At 51.0% G+C, this 17091-nt stretch carries 17 protein-coding genes and 1 other RNA gene; 12 read left to right on the top strand and 6 right to left on the bottom strand.

The window, feature by feature from the left end; translation table 11 throughout:
- Positions 1-115 precede the first annotated feature (115 nt).
- Positions 116-949: a YitT family protein gene (locus tag R70723_RS10990; RefSeq protein ID WP_039872018.1), complete on the bottom strand. Its 834-nt coding sequence runs from the start codon at positions 947-949 to the stop codon at positions 116-118.
- 312 nt (positions 950-1261) lie between these two features.
- On the opposite strand from R70723_RS10990, the gene R70723_RS10995 reads away from it, so the two are divergent.
- The 4 genes from R70723_RS10995 (at position 1262) to R70723_RS11005 (ending at position 4825) form a co-directional block, all read left to right on the top strand.
- Complete coding sequence (locus R70723_RS10995) at positions 1262-2917, top strand: degradosome RNA helicase CshA (RefSeq protein ID WP_039872020.1); 1656 nt, start codon at positions 1262-1264, stop codon at positions 2915-2917.
- Between the two features lie 166 nt (positions 2918-3083).
- Complete coding sequence (locus R70723_RS11000; protein ID WP_047171098.1) at positions 3084-3935, top strand: YesL family protein; 852 nt, start codon at positions 3084-3086, stop codon at positions 3933-3935.
- Positions 3936-4038: 103 nt separating this feature from the next.
- A non-coding RNA gene (gene ssrS, locus R70723_RS32550) (6S RNA) lies at positions 4039-4231 on the top strand.
- A 204-nt stretch (positions 4232-4435) separates the two neighbouring features.
- Entirely contained in the window at positions 4436-4825 is a 390-nt protein-coding gene (locus R70723_RS11005; protein ID WP_039872022.1) for a DUF1499 domain-containing protein, read from the top strand.
- A gap of 152 nt (positions 4826-4977) precedes the next feature.
- Here the strand turns inward: R70723_RS11005 and tpx are convergent, their stop codons facing one another.
- Positions 4978-5496, bottom strand: coding sequence for a thiol peroxidase (gene tpx, locus R70723_RS11010; RefSeq protein WP_039872024.1), 519 nt, complete (start codon positions 5494-5496; stop codon positions 4978-4980).
- Positions 5497-5607: 111 nt separating this feature from the next.
- On the opposite strand from tpx, the gene R70723_RS11015 reads away from it, so the two are divergent.
- Both R70723_RS11015 and R70723_RS11020 read left to right on the top strand, forming a co-directional pair.
- Complete coding sequence (locus R70723_RS11015) at positions 5608-6234, top strand: rhomboid family intramembrane serine protease (RefSeq protein WP_039872026.1); 627 nt, start codon at positions 5608-5610, stop codon at positions 6232-6234.
- A 13-nt stretch (positions 6235-6247) separates the two neighbouring features.
- Positions 6248-7159: a glutamate biosynthesis transcriptional regulator GltC gene (locus R70723_RS11020; RefSeq protein WP_039872028.1), complete on the top strand. Its 912-nt coding sequence runs from the start codon at positions 6248-6250 to the stop codon at positions 7157-7159.
- Between the two features lie 45 nt (positions 7160-7204).
- On the opposite strand, the gene R70723_RS11025 is transcribed toward R70723_RS11020, so the two are convergent.
- Positions 7205-7870 carry a zinc metallopeptidase gene (locus R70723_RS11025; RefSeq protein WP_039872030.1) on the bottom strand — a complete coding sequence of 222 codons (666 nt, stop codon included), beginning with the start codon at positions 7868-7870 and terminating at the stop codon, positions 7205-7207.
- A 33-nt stretch (positions 7871-7903) separates the two neighbouring features.
- Positions 7904-8335 carry a MerR family transcriptional regulator gene (locus tag R70723_RS11030; protein WP_039872032.1) on the bottom strand — a complete coding sequence of 144 codons (432 nt, stop codon included), beginning with the start codon at positions 8333-8335 and terminating at the stop codon, positions 7904-7906.
- A 519-nt stretch (positions 8336-8854) separates the two neighbouring features.
- Here R70723_RS11030 and R70723_RS11035 point away from each other — a divergent pair.
- The 3 genes from R70723_RS11035 (at position 8855) to R70723_RS11045 (ending at position 12104) form a co-directional block, all read left to right on the top strand.
- Positions 8855-10249: an ammonium transporter gene (locus tag R70723_RS11035; RefSeq protein WP_039872034.1), complete on the top strand. Its 1395-nt coding sequence runs from the start codon at positions 8855-8857 to the stop codon at positions 10247-10249.
- Positions 10250-10317: 68 nt separating this feature from the next.
- Positions 10318-11358, top strand: coding sequence for a DUF294 nucleotidyltransferase-like domain-containing protein (locus R70723_RS11040; RefSeq protein WP_047171099.1), 1041 nt, complete (start codon positions 10318-10320; stop codon positions 11356-11358).
- Positions 11355-12104 carry an exonuclease domain-containing protein gene (locus R70723_RS11045; RefSeq protein WP_039872038.1) on the top strand — a complete coding sequence of 250 codons (750 nt, stop codon included), beginning with the start codon at positions 11355-11357 and terminating at the stop codon, positions 12102-12104. Before R70723_RS11040 ends, R70723_RS11045 begins: the two co-directional genes overlap by 4 nt.
- Here R70723_RS11045 and R70723_RS32020 read toward each other — a convergent pair.
- A complete protein-coding gene (locus R70723_RS32020; protein ID WP_052421268.1) occupies positions 12086-12562 on the bottom strand; it encodes a M67 family metallopeptidase in 477 nt (158 codons plus the stop codon). The two genes, R70723_RS11045 and R70723_RS32020, sit on opposite strands and share 19 nt — an antisense overlap.
- A gap of 135 nt (positions 12563-12697) precedes the next feature.
- Between R70723_RS32020 and R70723_RS11055 the strand changes: the two genes are divergently transcribed.
- A complete protein-coding gene (locus R70723_RS11055) occupies positions 12698-13252 on the top strand; it encodes a TlpA family protein disulfide reductase (protein ID WP_039872040.1) in 555 nt (184 codons plus the stop codon).
- Between the two features lie 93 nt (positions 13253-13345).
- Here the strand turns inward: R70723_RS11055 and cimA are convergent, their stop codons facing one another.
- Complete coding sequence (cimA, locus tag R70723_RS11060; RefSeq protein ID WP_039872042.1) at positions 13346-14965, bottom strand: citramalate synthase; 1620 nt, start codon at positions 14963-14965, stop codon at positions 13346-13348.
- A gap of 256 nt (positions 14966-15221) precedes the next feature.
- Between cimA and R70723_RS11065 the strand changes: the two genes are divergently transcribed.
- Together R70723_RS11065 and R70723_RS11070 are read left to right on the top strand one after the other, a co-directional pair.
- Positions 15222-16553, top strand: a complete 1332-nt coding sequence (locus tag R70723_RS11065) for a DNA polymerase IV (protein ID WP_372238274.1) — start codon at positions 15222-15224, stop codon at positions 16551-16553.
- Between the two features lie 159 nt (positions 16554-16712).
- Complete coding sequence (locus R70723_RS11070) at positions 16713-16955, top strand: ferredoxin (protein ID WP_039872044.1); 243 nt, start codon at positions 16713-16715, stop codon at positions 16953-16955.
- Positions 16956-17091 lie beyond the last annotated feature (136 nt).

Genomic DNA, 17091 nt, shown 5'->3' on the forward strand with positions numbered 1-17091 from the left:
GGGTACACCCGTAAAGCGAAGTGCCTGGAAAAAAGAGGGTAAAGCACAATCTTCATGAAATTGTTAGCCCTGCGTGTGTTTAATATATCACAATTTTAAAGTATGCGCATTTCTTTCAATTTGATCTTTTCCGGAAGGAGCCCATTACACCTACCGTTTCTACAATATTGACAAAAGCCTGCGGATCGCTTGCTTTAATGATGCGCCGGAGCTCAGCCAGCTCGTACCGTGTTGTCACTGTCATTAGCATATCCCGTTCGACATGAGAATAAGCGCCTTCCGTTTTAATTTTGGTGACACCCCGCTGCAGCGGTAGCAGCTGCTTAAGCAGTTCATCAGTACGGTTAGTTACAATATATACTGTAACCTTAACATGGCTGATATGGATCAGGTCGACAACCTTGCCTGTTACATAAATGGATACCATGGAGGCAAGTGCCAGATTCCAGTTGTTATCGAAATAGGCTGCTGCCAGAATGACTAACCCGTTTAATCCGACAAGCACATTTCCGATTGGAAAGTCCCGGTATCGGGTAATAATGGAACCGAGGATATCAAAGCCGCCGGAGGATCCGCCCATGCGGAAGGAGATACCGGCGCCGACGCCAACGAGCACACCGCCAAATACGGAGGCCAGCAGCATATCGGAAGCAACGGTTGTTTCCGGTACCAGGGTCATCAGCCAGGTGGTGGAGCCTACGGAAAGGATGCTGAGAATAATAAATCTCCGCCCCAGCTGGAACCAGCCGGCAGCAAGCAGCGGTACATTGAAGAGCAGATACAGCAGGCTGATGTTGAACGGAGTGAAGTAGCCGACCAGCATGGCAAGACCGGAAACCCCGCCGCTGAGCAGCCTGTGGGGGATCAAAAACAGATTGAAACCGCAGGCAATCAGCGCAGAACCAAAGATTACTGCAAGGCAGCTGCCCAGATGTCTTAGTTTTAACAAATGTTTCACCTCTGACGTGTAATGTAAGTAATGAAAGTAAGGAATACACTGGTATTCCTAATTGGGTTTGTGATATAATGTATAGGATATTCTTGAGTAGAACGTTACAATGGTATTTTTGCATTGCTTCGGATGTGAAGCTACAATTGTTCAGGCCATAAACAGACCTGATCTTAGGACATTTTCGTCCCATACGCGTAAACCCATGCAGAGATTACGGCATGATTGGACAGCCTATATAGGTGTTTACCGCTACTTAAGAATACAGATAAGCATGTGGAATGTCCACTGTATAGAAGGAGCATGAATAATTTGAAAACATTCGCAGAATTCGGCTTGGAGCCAAAAGTGCTTCAAGCAATCACAGAGCTAGGATTTGAGGAATCAACACCGATTCAGGAGCAGGCGATTCCAATCGCGCTGACTGGAGCGGACATGATCGGCCAGGCTCAGACAGGTACCGGTAAAACCGCTGCCTTCGGTATTCCTCTTATCTCCAAAATCTCCCGGGAAGATGAAAAAATCACGGCGCTCGTAATGACGCCTACCCGCGAGCTGGCTATTCAGGTTGCTGAAGAAATCGGCAAGCTGTCCCGCTTCAAAGGTCTTCGTTCCCTGGCCATCTACGGCGGACAGGATATTGGACGCCAGATCCGCGGCTTGAAGAAGAAACCGCAGATTATCATCGGTACACCGGGCCGTCTCCTGGATCACATCAACCGCAAGACCATCCGTCTGGACGACGTACAGACCGTTGTACTGGATGAAGCAGATGAAATGCTGGATATGGGCTTCATGGAAGATATCCAGTCCATCCTCAAGCTGGTTCCGGAAGAGCGCCAAACCATGCTGTTCTCAGCGACTATGCCTCCTAATATTCAACGTCTTGCCCAGCAGTTCCTGAAGAACCCGCAGCATGTATCGGTTATTCCTAAGCAGATCAGCGCACCTCTGATTGACCAGGCTTATATCGAAGTTCCTGAGCGTCAGAAGTTCGAGGCGTTGAGCCGTTTGATCGATATGGAATCCCCTGAGCTGGCAATTGTCTTCGGCCGCACAAAGCGCCGTGTAGACGAGCTTGCTGAAGGTCTCCAGAAACGCGGCTACTCCGCTGACGGACTGCACGGCGACCTGTCGCAGAACCAGCGCGACGCTGTTATGCGCAAATTCCGCGACGGCAGCATCGATGTCCTCGTAGCAACAGACGTTGCAGCACGCGGTCTCGACGTATCCGGTGTAACGCATGTAATTAACTTTGACCTTCCGCAGGATCCTGAGAGCTATGTACACCGTATCGGCCGTACAGGCCGTGCAGGTAAAGAGGGTACAGCCTGGTCGTTCGTAACTCCGCGCGAAATGGATCATCTGCATCTGATCGAGCGTGTTACGCGCCACCGTATTACCCGCAAGCCGCTTCCTACAATGGCCGAGGCTATCGAAGGTAAACAACGCATTACAGCTGAACGCTTGCTGGCAATGGTTGAAGCAGGCGAATTGAACGAATACAAAGGAATTGCAATCCAGCTTCTGGAGCAATACGATTCCGTGCAGCTTCTCTCCGCAGCAATGAAATTGCTTACGGGCGATTCCAAGGATGCACAGGTTGAATTGACACCTGAGGATCCGATCCGCGCTAAACGCCGCGGCGGCAAATACGATATCCGCAGCGGACGCAAGCCGAACGGCGGATATGGCGGCAACCGTTCCGGCGGCGGTGGCGGCTACAAAGGTAACCGTGAAGGCGGCAACCGTGAAGGCGGAAGCTACGGCGGCGGCTATAAAGGCAACCGCGATAATAGCTCCGGCGGCACAACGCGCGGCGGCTACAGCAGCGGCTACGGCGGCAACAGCAGCAGCGGAGGCTACAAGGGCAACCGTGATGATGCCGGCCGCAGCTCCGACCGCAAGCCTTACTCACGTCCTAGCGGCACAAGCACACGTCCTGCCAAGGATTACGACAACAACTAAACAGCCGGTTTGTCCGGTATGAGTGAAGGCGGGAACCCGATATGCGGTTCCTGCCTTCTTTTTTTGGCATATCCGGGATTGCCAAGAATGGACGCTGGAAAAGTCCGGGTCAAATAGGTTATAGTTAAAGTACGCAGTATGCGCGAGACAGACAGGAGGAAGGGAATTGGAGTTTAAAGGAGCTATGGGCGGTCTATACCGCATCACGGAATGGATTTCACGCATTGCCTTCAGTAACATATTATGGGGCATTTGTTCAATTCCGTTTTTATTTATGGTTGTTATGAAGGTGATCATGTATGGATCAGGTCAAGGGGGACCCAACGAACAGATAACGTTGAACTGGGCAATAGGTATTCTGGCACCGTTCACGGTGTTTCCGGCTACGTCGGCGCTGTTTAATGTTGTTCGTAAATGGGTGATGGGCAATACGGACGTCAGTACGTTCCGCACTTTTTTTCAAGGGTATAAAGAGAATTATCTCAAAAGCATGCTTGGGGGACTCATCTATACCGTGCTGTTTGTTGTAATGTACGTAGATGTGACCGTATACATGACACAAATGGCCAATTTCAGAATTGTCGGCATTTTGATGCTGGTATTGATGATTATTTTGTTTGTGTCGATGTTTAACTTTTTTTCGATTGTCGTTCATTACCAGATGTCCTTCAAAGAGGTAATGAAGAACTCTGTCCTGCTGACCATCGCCCGTCCAATCCGTGTTTTCTCTACACTGATCGGTTCTGCGTTGCTTGCATATATAGGTCTGCGGTATCCTGTGCTGTATGTAATCTGTATTCCTACACTTGTTGCTATGCTTGCATTCTTTAACTTCTTTGCCACATACAACAAGCTGCAGCTGCAGGTGGAGAAGAAGAAGCAGGAGGAGCTGGAAGCCCAGGAGGCAGCGGAGAAAGAAGCAGCTGAGCGCCTTGAGGCGGATTATGATGACGATGACGACGATGATGATGACGATTTTGATGACGAGGACACTTCCAGGTCGCAGAAACGGATTTAACATCAGCGTTACAAACCCGGCAAAAAGGGACGAGAATTTTATTCCAGTGTAAATTAAAGCGCATACAGGTTTACTTTTTGGTCAAAACGCAATATAATAGTTATAAATCCTGCGATGTACGTTACGGTTGCTCGTTGTTTTGAACCAATGATAATGTCTCGGGAGACTTAATACGGAGCGCGGCTGAACAGCCCTGTCTATATGACCTGGGGAATTCAAAAACGACTTCTGCGGTCACCCACCTGCTCAAGCAGGTTCAGAAGACACTGTAGCCGGACGGCATAGGCGGGTTTTCTACTGATTTTGACAAGGTGCCCTGTATCCCGCTTACCCGCGGGGAACGGGGCACCTTTTTTGCTGCTGAGCCTTCTTGGAAACGGTGTCTGCAGACGCCTTTCTTACATAGAGGACCCAGGAAAGTGAGCTATGCTCTTTTGTTCCTGGATTAAGAATGTTACACTGATATTAATGAACTTGGGACTAAAAGAGGGGGAAATATTTTGTCGCTCAAAAGAACATTGGTCGGTATATTCCGCAGTCATGACGGAACAAGCGACCGTGCAAAGGATCCGGCATTAAAGACACGTTACTATACTCTTTCAAAAGACAAGGCATGGGATGAAGTGTCTTCGACACTGAAGAAGGTACCTGGCTACAGGGTCCTGCATGAGGTGCAGTCCGTAGGGGAAATTACCCTGGAGAAAAGAACGGGGTTTGGCCGTACGCTGGATATAACGGTTTCCGTGCTTAATACTTCACCGGTACGCTGCGGAATCGATATTTATTCCGCATCCAGAGGATCGCTTGGTGATCTTGGTGCCAACTACCGTGTGATTCAGCGCCTGTATGATTCGCTGGACAAGAAGCTGGGCAAATATAAGACCGATTAATGAACCGCCGGATTTAGCTGAGGGGTATGTATGCGGTTTCGAGATATTCCGGAAGCATCGCGGCGCTATCAGTTATACGATGTGTTTTCTATAGCAAAGCGGCAGAGGGAGGGCCTTCTGCCGCTTTTTTACCTTATAAGATGAACTGAAGCCTACAGCAATTCCTTAACGGCAGCAATCGCTGCTTCGTAATTCGGGTGCTCAGACATTTCGCCAAGGTACTCCACATAGGTTAGCTTGTCGTTTTTGTCGATCACGAAGATGGAGCGCATGTCCAGGCGGAATTCCTTGATCAGTACGCCGTAAGCTTGTCCGAAGGCTGCTTCCTTGTGGTCTGAAAGGGTAACGACCCGGTCGATACCGGCAGCGCCGCACCAGCGGGCCTGGGCAAACGGCAGATCTGTGCTGATGGTGAGGATTACGACATCGTCTCCAAGCTCTGCAGCTTCACTGTTGAAGCGGCGGGTCTGGGCATCGCATACGCCTGTATCCAGGGAAGGTACGACGCTGATCAGCTTGATTTTGCCGGCATAATCACCAAGCGATGCATCCTCAAGCAGGTTTTTGCTTACGGTGAAGTCGGGAGCACTGTCCCCAACCTTGAGCTCGGGTCCTACCAGAGTAATGGGATTGCCTTTAAAAGCGGCTACACCTGTTCTTTCTTGCGTCATGTCCTAGTTTCCTCCTCAGATTGCAATATTGGATTGTTACTGCCAGAATAAATTATAATCGTTTTATAAGGTTGATGTCCAACCGGACAACATACATAAAGGATGGGTGCTATGATCTTCATACGTTACGAAAACTGGAAAAGCTATCTGCGGTACTATCCTGTAACCGTGATTCTCCTGCTGGCCAATCTCCTTATGTTTATCGTGGTGGCGCTCAACGGCGGGTCCACCAACCTGGACACACTGGTCAAATTTGGTGCGGTGGTGGATAACGGGCCGGAAAAAGAAGAGCTGTGGCGTTATTTCGCGGCTATGTTTTTGCATAACGGCTTCTCTCATTTATTCTTCAACAGCTTTTCGCTGCTCGTGTTTGCTCCGCCGCTGGAGCGGCTGCTGGGCTGGTGGCGTTATGCGATTCTTTATGTTATCGGCGGCTTTTTGGCTAATGTGCTGTCGGTTGCGCTCGGTACAACACCCGAAGCCTATACGGCCACAGTGTCTGTCGGCGCGTCAGGCGCAATCTATGCCATCTATGGCGCGTTCCTCTACATTGCGGTCCTGCAGCGCGGGATGATGGACGAGGGCTCGCGTAAAACGCTCTACGGGCTGCTCGTCATGGGGATTGTAATGTCCTTCGTGACGCCTTATGTGAACTGGCTTGCCCATCTGGGCGGGCTGGTCTCTGGTTTTTTCCTGTACGGGCTGATTATCCGGCTTTTAAAAAGAAGCAGGCGATAGGAGAGGTTGGACAGTGGAACTTAGACAGCTGCAGTATTTTTTGAAGGTTGCCCAAAAGGAGCATGTTACCAAGGCTGCCGAGGAGCTGCATGTCGCCCAGTCGGCGGTAAGCCGCCAGATTCATCAGCTGGAGCAGGAGCTCGGAGTGGATTTGTTTATGCAAAAAGGCCGCAATCTGCAGCTTACACCTGTAGGCCAGCTCTTCTGCAAACGGGTAGAGACGCTCCTGAAGGATCTGGAGCGTTCAGTGGCAGAGGTGCATGAATTTCTGGACCCCGAGCTTGGTGAGATCCGGATCGGTTTTCCGCACAGCCTTGGGACACATCTGATTCCCTCAATAGTAGCGGAGTTCAGGCGGCTCTACCCGAATGTGAGATTCCGCTTCAAGCAGGGGACGTATGCCTCTTTGATTAAGGATGTGCTGTCCGGTGAAGTGGATCTCGCCTTTATATCCCCGTTTCCGGAGAATGACGGACATGTTGCCGGGGATATAGTGATGACGGAAGAGCTGTTCGCGATTCTGCCGCAGCATCATCCGCTGGCGGGTGAAGAGGTGATCAGGCTGGAGCAGCTGCGCGACGAGAAGTTTGTACTGTTCAGCCAGGGCTACTCTCTCAGGCCGATAGTGTGGCAGGCGTGTATTGAGGCCGGCTTCAAGCCGCAGATCGCCTTCGAGGGTGGAGAGACGGATACAATACGGGGCCTGGTGGCAGCCGGCATGGGAGTCAGCCTCCTTCCGGAGACGGCGCTGTACCAGACTAACCCGATGCAGCCTGCCCAGGTCAGGGTGGTTGAACCGGCTGTTACGCGGACGGTGGGCATTATTCACCGAAGTGACGGCAAGCTGCCGCTGGTGGCCAGATCCTTCCGCACGTTCCTCCTTACCTATTTCAAGGATTACAATAAAACCCCGGAAGGCTGTTAGCCTCCCGGGGTTTTATTGTAATATCGTTGCGGTTATTTGCAGCTATTATTCGCGGTTGCCGAGGAACATGGTAATCAGACGCAGAAGCTCTAGCAGCGAGACGAGGGCTGCGGCAACATAGGTTAGAGCTGCAGCATTCAATACCTTCGCTACACCGCGTTCTTCCTCATTGCGGATGAAGCCTTGTTCAACCATAATCTGACGTGCGCGGTTGCTGGCGTTAAACTCTACAGGCAGTGTAACAAGCTGGAACGCTACAGCAGCCGAGAAAAAGATAATGCCAAGCCCGATAAGATTGGTTGCGCTGAAAATGAAGCCTGCCAGCAGCATGAACGGAGCCACACCGGAAGCAAAATTGACGACCGGGAACATCCGGTGACGGAGCGTCAGCATCGGATAGTGAACCTTATGCTGAATGGCGTGACCAACCTCGTGACAGGCGACGGAGACGGCTGAGATTGTGCTCTCGTAATATACCGGCTCTGACAAGCGGACCACCCGGTGGATCGGATCATAATGGTCAGAAAGTGTTCCGCGGACCGGTTCAATCGGAACATCGTGCAGCCCGTTCGCGTCCAGCATCCGGCGTGCGGCTTCATAGCCGGTCAATCCGTTCATATTTCCGACTTTAGCCCATTTATTGAATGTGCCCTTAACTCTGAACTGGGCCCACAAAGAAAACAGAAAGGCAACAATGACTAATAAAAACATATTTCATTCCTCCATCGTGATGTGTGTAAGAAATTACATTGGCGGATTCTGCGTCAGCAGTAGCTTAATCGCCTCCATGCAGGCAACGCCCTGCGGGATAAGGGCAGCAAGCGCGCGTCTGGCCTGAACCGGCTTGAGTCCGCTGATCATAGGCTCAAGGGCTTTAACCTCGCGTTCCAGCCGCTGCATCTGAAGCTCCAGCTCTACTAGTTTGTCCGAAACATCAGCTTCGGGAGCCGCTGCACTCCATTTATCCATCATGGATTTGATTTCTTCCAATGAGTATTTCTCTTGCTTTAGCTGATTTATACGTTCCAAAGCGGTTAAGGTTTCATGGCTGTACAGCCTGTAATTCTTCAAGCTTCTTGATTCAGGAGCGATTAGACCGAGCTTTGTATAATAGTCGATGGTCCGTTCGCTTAAGCTTGCAGCCTTGGCAAGCTCGCCAATCCGGTAAAGGGTCATATCCCCATCTCAGTTCACCTCGCTGTTTAATCCTCCTGCTGTTCTAAAGCGGAAGTTCTTAATATGAAATGTCTTATTAAAATGATACCAAAAGTCAATCCATACAGTCAAACGTCATGCTTACTTTAAGTATATGCTGTGCTGCGGGTATTGATTCTGATTGTAAAAAAGATGAATATAACATGAGTGTGTTAAGTTTATCTGCGCTAATCCTTGCTAAAGGTGCAAAGATCCATAACGATTAGCATTTTTAGTCTTTACTTCTAATAAAAATACATTGTGTGAGTGTACGCCTTCTGTATACGTTTACATAATGTTCAGCTCAAAAAAGGCGTAGTTATAAGGAAACGGCAGAAATACGGCGCTGTGACTGACCGGGTGTATTGATTTCATGGCATCCAAAAATAAAAGCGAAACAATACAAAAAATAGTCTTGTCAATTTACCTGACTTCTGATTATAATGACATTAAGAGTTTCACGCTTTGTTAGAAAATATAACATTGGGGAGTGGGGTTAAGATGAAGAAAAAGTTATTGATGATGTTCCTGGCCATGATCACCTTGATGATCTATCCGGTCAGCGCCTTTGCTGCTGAGGGTCCTGCAGCACCGGACCTGCAAATCGGACTGGATACGGCTTTTACTTTCCTGGCATTCATCTTAGTATTCTTTATGCAATCAGGTTTTGCACTGCTTGAAGCCGGATCGGTCCGGATGAAGAATGCCGGTCACGTAGCCGGCAAGACCGTTCTGACACTGGCAATTGCCAGCGTGTGCTTCTGGGCTGTAGGCTTCGGGCTCGGCTTTGGTAACGGTAACGGCTTTATCGGAACTACAGGCTGGTTCTACGGGGGAGACACTCAAGCCGCTTCGTTTGAATCTCTGGCCTTCTCCGATGTAACCCTGAACATTAAGTTCCTGTTCCAAATGGCCTTTGCAGCAGTATCACTGGCAATTGTATCCGGCGGTATGGCTGAACGTGCTAAACTAAGTGTGTACATTATCTTCGGTATTCTGTTCTCTGTAATCATCTATCCGGTTGTAGCTCACTGGGTATGGGGCGGCGGCTGGTTGGCTAACCTCGAAATGCAGGACTATGCAGGTTCGACAGTAGTCCATCTGACGGGTGCAACGGCGGCTGTAGTAGCGACAATTCTGCTTAAACCGCGTCTCGGCAAGTTCAATAAGGAAGGCAAGCCGGTTATTATCCCGGGCCACAACCAGGTGTTCACTGTACTTGGTGTAATTATCCTCTGGTTCGGCTGGTTCGGCTTTAACCCTGGTAGTGCATTGTCCCCAATGGGCGGCTTCTTCGGACATGTGGCGCTGACAACTAACATTGCAGCTGCTGCCGGCGGTCTGGCTGCACTTGTAGCCTCCTGGCTGTACTTTGGTAAATCCGATATTCCGGCAATGCTGAACGGCGTACTGGCAGCACTTGTTGCGATCACTGGTGCCTGCGCATTCGTAGAGCCTTGGGCAGCTATTATTATCGGTCTGGTTGCAGGTGCATTTACTTTCATGACTTCGCAATGGCTGGAGCGTGCTGGTCTTGATGATCCGATCTATGCTTTCTCTGTACACGGTATTGCAGGTATGTGGGGTGCGTTGTCCACAGGTCTCTTCGCAGCACCTGATCTGATTGAACAAGGTGGTCTTGTTGGTGAGGCGGGACTGTTCTACGGCGGCGGCTTACACCAGCTTGGCGTTCAGGCGCTTGGTGTTGTCGGAACCTTTGTATTCGTAGCTGTACTGTCCTTCATCATCCTGTACGTGATGAAGCTGGTAATGGGAATCCGCGTTACAGAAGAAGAAGAATTGATGGGTCTGGATATCAGTGAGCACGGTACTTACGGCTATCCTGAGCAGATGAAGCTGATTACAGATTCCGAATCCAAAACCCACAAATTATAATTATAAACTGACGGGGGGCGGACCGCGTGGCTGGGGTGGAAGAGACAGAGTGGAGAAACGATGAAAGAATGAAATCCATCGCAACGGCCGGTTCGCCGCAGGAGCTGAGGGGCAGGCGGGCAGCCTGCCAGCAGGCTCTTCTGGAGCAGTTAAATGTAGTTCCGATTGAGGAATGGGTATCCCGCGTCAATGCAATGCATGATTTGATTGCAGCAGCGGCGGTGAATCTTTGTGAAGCGCAGATGAAGGAGGCGGGCTACGGCCCGCCTCCCTGCGCTTATTCCTTTATTGTATTCGGCAGCGCCGGCAGAGAGGAATCCACTCTTTGGAGTGATCAGGATAACGGGCTGATCGTAGAAGGGGAGCCGGATGATTTAAAGCGCGCTTATTTTACTGCATTCGGTGAGCTGTTGTCAGATGTGCTTGAAGCGGTTGGATATGAGAAATGTGACGGCAGAGTGATGTGCTCGGAGCCGCTTTGGCGGAAGACGCTCCCGGAATGGAAGGAGCAGCTGAACAGCTGGATGACCCAGCTGGAGTGGGAGCCTATCCGTTATCTTATTATTGCTTCGGACATGCGGCATGTAGCCGGAAGCGCAGAGCTGTCGGCTGAATGGAGGGAAGCCTTTCATGCCGGCTTTGTGGACAATGATAAATTGACCACTGCTGTTTTGCGCAATACGGTCCGCCACAAGGCAACGCTGAATCTGCTTGGACAGGTACTTACGGAACGGTTCGGTGATTATGCCGGAGGCTTTGATATTAAATATGGTGTCTACATTCCGCTTGTTAATATAGTCAGGCATTTAGCCCTGCTGCATGCAGTTCAGGACAGCTCAACCCTGAAGCGGATCGGCAGGCTCAGTGCACGGAATGAGTACGAGCATTTAGCGGAGATAAGGACGGCGTTCCTGACTGCTTTACGGATGCGTGTAAATACACCGTACACTGAGCAGGACGGTCTGCTGTTAAGCAGTGATTATATTTCCGAAAATGATTTGAGGAACAAACAGCTTATGTCTGAGCTGCGTGAGAGCCTGCTGCTGGTCAGAAGGCTGCACAGGGCCTTGCAGCGTCAGCTCCGGTCAGCGGAAAGGAGGCAGTCATGAAGGAGCCTAACAAAGGCGGCGGATTCTGGAATAATCTGCGGCAGGGCGGAATGCCGTCCGCAATCGCATCAATCAGGGGCGGCGAATCCGCCCAGCAGACTGCGCAGCAGATGGCCTTTATCCGGTCCCTGATGCGCGAGAAGCGGCGGCCTGAAGTACTGCATACCCCGCTTTCCGAGCTGGAGACGGTCATTTTTGATCTGGAAACAACCGGATTTTCCCATCAGCATGGCGATGAGATTATGTCCTTTGGTGCAATCAAGGTAGTCGGTGAAGAGATTAAAGAGGATGAGTGCTTTTATACACTGGTGAAATGCCAGTCAGCTATCCCGGAGAATATTACCAGACTGACAGGGATTACGGAGGAGATGACGGCTTCTGCACCTACTTTAATAGACGGCCTTCATAATTTCATGAGCTTTGTCGGGCAGCGGGTGCTCGTGGCGCATGGGAGCGCACATGATAAATCCTTTCTGAATGCAGCGTTATGGAAAACCTCCAAGGTGCAGCTTACGCACCGTGTGCTGGACACAATGATGCTTGCCCGCTGGCTGGAGCCGCAGCGCAGCAATTACACGCTGGATGAATTGCTGGCAGTGCATGAAATTCCCATTCAGGGACGCCATCATGCACTTGAGGATGCGAAGATGACAGCCCGTCTATGGGTCGCTTATCTGCGTGAGATCGCTAGCAAACGCCAGGTGGATACCTTGGGTGATCTGTATGCCTACTTGAGCAGAACCTGAATTGCAGTATGCAGTAATTGGGGGCGCGGCTGGCCGTCAGGGCCGGGTTCACGGCTGATTATAAAGCCGCTCAGATCAGGGGAGTTCTCGCAGTCTGTTCCGGGTGAACCGATAAGATATGCGCAGAATTCAGGTCCCAGGGCATTCAGCCCCTGCAAATCGGCCGGGGAAGGCCAGGGCGGGGAGGTTGGATGGGAGTGAAATAAGCCGATGGGTACAGGACTGCTGAACAATGCACTGACCCACTCGGAAGGATCCGGCACAAATGCATGCAGCGGGTCAGGCGCTACGTTGCTCAACGGCACATAGCTGCTGACGAGTATGCCTCCCGCTGCGGCAGTACCCAGCAGTAGTCCGCAAGCTTCATGCGGAAGACAGGTCAGTAAGTGCTTCCCCAGCATGAGCTGTACGGAAGAATCCAGCCATATCGGCGGAGGTGTTCCCTGGAATGCTGTCATGTATTGACCCCTCTCTCTTCATAGGATTTCGTCTTCGGACGGAGTCCTCTTTTTTATGTCAGGGTGGTTTGAATATCCTACTGTTAGGGGTACAATAGGAGCAAACCATCCCATTAGCAAAGGAACAGACATCTGATGAGAGCTGTTAAACGATTGAATTTTGCGGTTCTGGCATTGGTAGCTCTATTCGTCGCAGCGGCCCTTGGAAGCTGGACTAAGGATGAGCCTGAGTCGGTTCCGGCAGCCGGCCGGATGTCCACGGCGGGCGGCGCCGGCCAGGCGGCACCTGCCTTTACACTGAAGGATAAAAATGGTCATGTCTATACGGTTGGCGGTCCGAGGGAAAAGGCGCTGATTGTGAACTTCTGGGCATCCTGGTGCGGCCCTTGCCAGGAGGAGGCGCCGGACCTGAATGCGTTGGCCCTGAAATACAAGAATGTACTGGATATTTACGGAGTTAATGTAACCAGCCAGGATTATAAGCCCAATGCAGAGCGGTTCATCAGAAAATATATGCTGGCTTTTCCGGCCTTGTTCGATGAAAAGGGGACAGTGTTTGATCTGTATAAAGGCCAGGTCTTTCCGACCAATGTCCTCATCGACAAGAACGGAGTCATTACCGAGGTTGTACTCGGCATGCTGACTGCTGAGGAGCTCGAGAAAAAAATAATTGCACTAACCGGCTCCTGAGCCTTCGGAAGCCGGAATGAAGCCCCTCTGTATACCGGGAAATTCCCGCGGCAGAGGGGCTTCATATGCGGTAGTGTTCCAATCAGGCTCTCATCAATGATTGACCAGACCTTTTGGTTCACTGCTGTTTCTTGTTTCGTTCTCCAGGGAGATCTGGCCGAGCAGGGCGTAGCGCATACTGTCCACCAGCGCTTCCCAGCTGGCTTCAATCACATTGCTGGATACTCCGACAGTGCTCCAGGTGTTGTTGTAGTCCTTGGATTCAATCAATACACGTACCTTGGCTGCAGTCTGATCCTGCTCATCGAGTACACGGACCTTATAGTCAGAGAGATGCATTTCATCAAGCTGCGGAAAATAAGTCTTAAGCGCTTTGCGCAGGGCGTTGTCCAGTGCGTTAACCGGACCATTGCCTTCAGCGGCGGTGTACAGGCTTTCTCCGCCTACACGGAGCTTGACGAAGGCCTCGGAGACTACCGGCTGGCCGGCATTCTTTTCGACGAGCATCTTGAAGGATTCAAACTTGAACAGCTCGTTAAGCTCGCCAGTCGCTTCACGCAGCAGCAGCTCAAGGGAGGCATCTGCACCTTCAAACTGGTAACCCTGGTGCTCCAGATTCTTGATCTTGTCGATCACCTTGCGCGCCTGCTCGCTGGTCGGGTCAAGACTAAGCCCCATATCCTGGGCTTTGGAGAGCACGTTGCTCTGGCCTGCAAGCTCGGAGACGAGAACACGCTGCTTGTTACCTACCAATTCTGGTGCAATATGCTCGTAGGTACGGGAATCGCGCAGAATGGCCGAGACATGGATGCCGCCCTTATGGGCAAAAGCAGCGGTGCCGACATAAGGCTGATTCACCGGCATGTTCACATTGGCAACCTCACTGATATAGCGTGCAGTATTGGTCAGCTGAGGCAGGGAATCTCCCGGAATGCAGTGGCGGCCCATTTTAAGCTGGAGGGTAGGGATAATGGAACACAGATTCGCGTTACCGCAGCGCTCCCCGTAGCCGTTAATGGTACCCTGAACCTGCCGGGCTCCCGCGTTGATTGCACTGAGTGCATTGGCAACTGCAAGCTCACAGTCATTATGGGTATGAATGCCCAAAGCAGCGCCGGGAAGTTGCCCGGAGATCGCTGTTACGATGTCGTATACCTCATTCGGCAGTGTACCGCCGTTCGTATCACACATGACAAGCCAGTCTGCACCTGCTTCGCGGGCCTTGGCCAGCACGGCTGCAGCATACTCCGGATTGTTCTTGTAGCCGTCAAAGAAATGCTCGGCATCAAAGATGACCTCCAGTCCCTTGCGCTTAAGATAGGAAATGGAGTCACCGATCATTGCGAGGTTCTCCTCCAGCGTTGTCTGAAGGGCGGTATGCACGTGGAAGTCCCAGGACTTACCGACGAGTGTTGCCGCCGGAACACCGGCATCAAGCATTCTAAGCAGGTTATCATCATGCTCTGCGACGGAGTTTTTGCGACGGGTGCTGCCGAAAGCGGTGATTTTGGCGTTAAGATACAGTTCCTTGACTCTTTTGAAAAACTCAATGTCTTTATTGTTGCTCCCCGGGATGCCACCTTCAATGTAATGTACACCGAGATCATCGAGCTTCTTGGCAATCTTCAGCTTGTCATCCGCAGACAGGCTGATGCCCTCGCCTTGGGTGCCGTCGCGAAGTGTCGTATCGAAGATGGAAATGGACTTAGACATTAAGTCTCCTCCTAAAAGTTTTGTGAGCATCTGCTCCATTGATTGGCTTCGGACAAAACTGGCTTCGGAAGCATATGCTTAGTTTTGTGAGCATGGCTTCCACGTACTGCTTCGTGCAAAGCTGGCTCCTAAAGCATCAACTGTGTTTTGAAATAATTTTTATATTATAGCATTTTTACGCGGGAATGTAACAAAGAACTTTACAGGAGAGTTACGACTTTAATTGACCTCCTGCAGACAAAAGCGTTATGCTGAAATGAACAATGGAAACCATGTAGATAAGAAGGTAGATATTGTGCAGAATGTGGACCGTTATTACCCGGCAAGCGGCAGGGTGATCCTGCATGTTGATATGAATGCTTTTTACTGCTCGGTGCATGAAGCGGAGGAGCCGGATCTATACAAAGGAAAGCCTACCGCAGTTGCCGGCAGTGTGGAGCAGCGCAGGGGGATTATCGTTACCTGTTCCTATGCTGCCCGCAGGTTCGGGATATCTACAGGCATGCAGGTGCAGAAGGCGCTGCACATATGCCCGTCCTTAACCCTTATTCAGCCGAATTTTCATTTATACCGCAAATATTCCAATGCTTTTATGCAGATTGCCTACAGCTATACCCCGCTGCTAGAAGCGGTATCCATCGATGAGTGCTATCTGGACATTACCGGCTCCAAGCAGTTTGGCACCCCGCTGGAAATTGCCGGAGAGATTCAGCGGCGGATTATGGATGAGCTGGGTCTGCCGTGCTCGATCGGGGTAGCCCCCAATAAGCTTTTGGCCAAAATGGCCTCGGATCTCAAAAAGCCGAACGGCATATCTGTGCTGCGTCTGCGTGATGTCCCCGAGGTGCTGTGGAACAAGCCGTGCGGCGAAATGTTCGGTATCGGCGGCAAGACGGCTGAAAAGCTGCGCAAGCTGGGCATTTATAATATCGGACAGCTTGCGGCAGCCGATGAACGGATGCTTACCGACCATTTCGGGGTGATGGGCTCCTGGCTGAAGCGGGCCGGGAATGGTTTAGATTATGGAGTGGTGAATCCCGAGCGCGAGCAGAGCAAGTCCATCGGGCATACTACGACTCTGCCGAAGGATGTGGTAGGACTGGCTGATGCCAGGCCGATCCTGCTGAATCTGAGCGATCAGGTAGCACGGCGGCTCCGGAAGCAGGGCCTGGTTGCTGCGGGTGTGCAGCTTACGATCCGGACCCCTGATATGAAGACGATAACGCGATCCCGCCAGCTGGAGGCTCCTACAGAAACCGCTGAGGATATCTACAAGGTTGTATGCGAGCAGTTTGCCCGGCACTGGAAGGGTGATAAGCCGGTAAGACTGCTTGGCGTAACCCTGCAGGGCCTGAGCCCCAAGGAGGAATCCGCGATTCAGCTGGATCTGTTCGATTATGAGCGTCAGCCGAAGAAGGAATCACTGAATAAGGCAATGGACATGCTGCGCAACAAATTTGGTGAAAATGCTGTGCTTACTGCCGGAATGCTAAGTGACAGCCATTCGGCCCGCCTGCGTAACCACAAGGAGCGAGGCACCTCGCTGCAGAAGGATAACATGGAGCAGGTGGACCCGGAAAAAGCCTGAGCGAGCGAATGGGCTTTCAAAGCGGTTAGCTGACAGAATATGCGGCAAATGTGTAAACGTGTTGAAATTTCATTGAAATTGTATCCTTTTTATATTAATATGGTTGAAATAACAGGCTGCTGCTGCAGGCTGTATTGTTCAACGGGAGGCAGAGATAAAATGGCTAAGTACACTTGGGTCGAAAAAGACACTTGCATCGCTTGCGGTGCCTGTGGCGCAACGGCTCCTGATATTTTTGATTACGATGATGAGGGTTTGGCAGAAGTGATTTTTGAGAATGACGGAAACCGCGGATGCACAGTGATCCCTGACGATCTGTTCGACGATCTGCAGGATTCTGCTGACGGCTGCCCAACCGATTCCATCAAAATTGCGGACGCTCCTTTCAATAAGGAAGGTTAATTCCAGGCTGGCGGCTTCGCACCGGATATGAGGGCCGGATATAAGATTTAGGCTTATATTTGATTCTTATATACACACATAAAGACATCTCTTCGCCGGTACTTGTCCGGCAGGGATGTCTTTTTTTCATGCAGAT

This window comes from Paenibacillus sp. FSL R7-0273 (genome assembly GCF_000758625.1).
Classification (GTDB): Bacteria; Bacillota; Bacilli; order Paenibacillales; family Paenibacillaceae; genus Paenibacillus_AQ.

What these genes read in the sequence shown, in the direction of transcription:
- tpx (WP_039872024.1), bottom strand. Translation starts at nt 5,496, where the DNA reads ATGACGCAAGAAAGAACAGGTGTAGCCGCTTTTAAAGGCAATCCCATT.
- R70723_RS11015 (WP_039872026.1), top strand. Translation starts at nt 5,608, where the DNA reads ATGATCTTCATACGTTACGAAAACTGGAAAAGCTATCTGCGGTACTAT.
- R70723_RS11025 (WP_039872030.1), bottom strand. Translation starts at nt 7,870, where the DNA reads ATGTTTTTATTAGTCATTGTTGCCTTTCTGTTTTCTTTGTGGGCCCAG.
- R70723_RS11030 (WP_039872032.1), bottom strand. Translation starts at nt 8,335, where the DNA reads ATGACCCTTTACCGGATTGGCGAGCTTGCCAAGGCTGCAAGCTTAAGC.
- R70723_RS11035 (WP_039872034.1), top strand. Translation starts at nt 8,855, where the DNA reads ATGAAGAAAAAGTTATTGATGATGTTCCTGGCCATGATCACCTTGATG.
- R70723_RS11040 (WP_047171099.1), top strand. Translation starts at nt 10,318, where the DNA reads ATGAAATCCATCGCAACGGCCGGTTCGCCGCAGGAGCTGAGGGGCAGG.
- R70723_RS11045 (WP_039872038.1), top strand. Translation starts at nt 11,355, where the DNA reads ATGAAGGAGCCTAACAAAGGCGGCGGATTCTGGAATAATCTGCGGCAG.
- R70723_RS32020 (WP_052421268.1), bottom strand. Translation starts at nt 12,562, where the DNA reads ATGACAGCATTCCAGGGAACACCTCCGCCGATATGGCTGGATTCTTCC.
- R70723_RS11055 (WP_039872040.1), top strand. Translation starts at nt 12,698, where the DNA reads ATGAGAGCTGTTAAACGATTGAATTTTGCGGTTCTGGCATTGGTAGCT.
- cimA (WP_039872042.1), bottom strand. Translation starts at nt 14,965, where the DNA reads ATGTCTAAGTCCATTTCCATCTTCGATACGACACTTCGCGACGGCACC.
- R70723_RS11065 (WP_372238274.1), top strand. Translation starts at nt 15,222, where the DNA reads ATGAACAATGGAAACCATGTAGATAAGAAGGTAGATATTGTGCAGAAT.
- R70723_RS11070 (WP_039872044.1), top strand. Translation starts at nt 16,713, where the DNA reads ATGGCTAAGTACACTTGGGTCGAAAAAGACACTTGCATCGCTTGCGGT.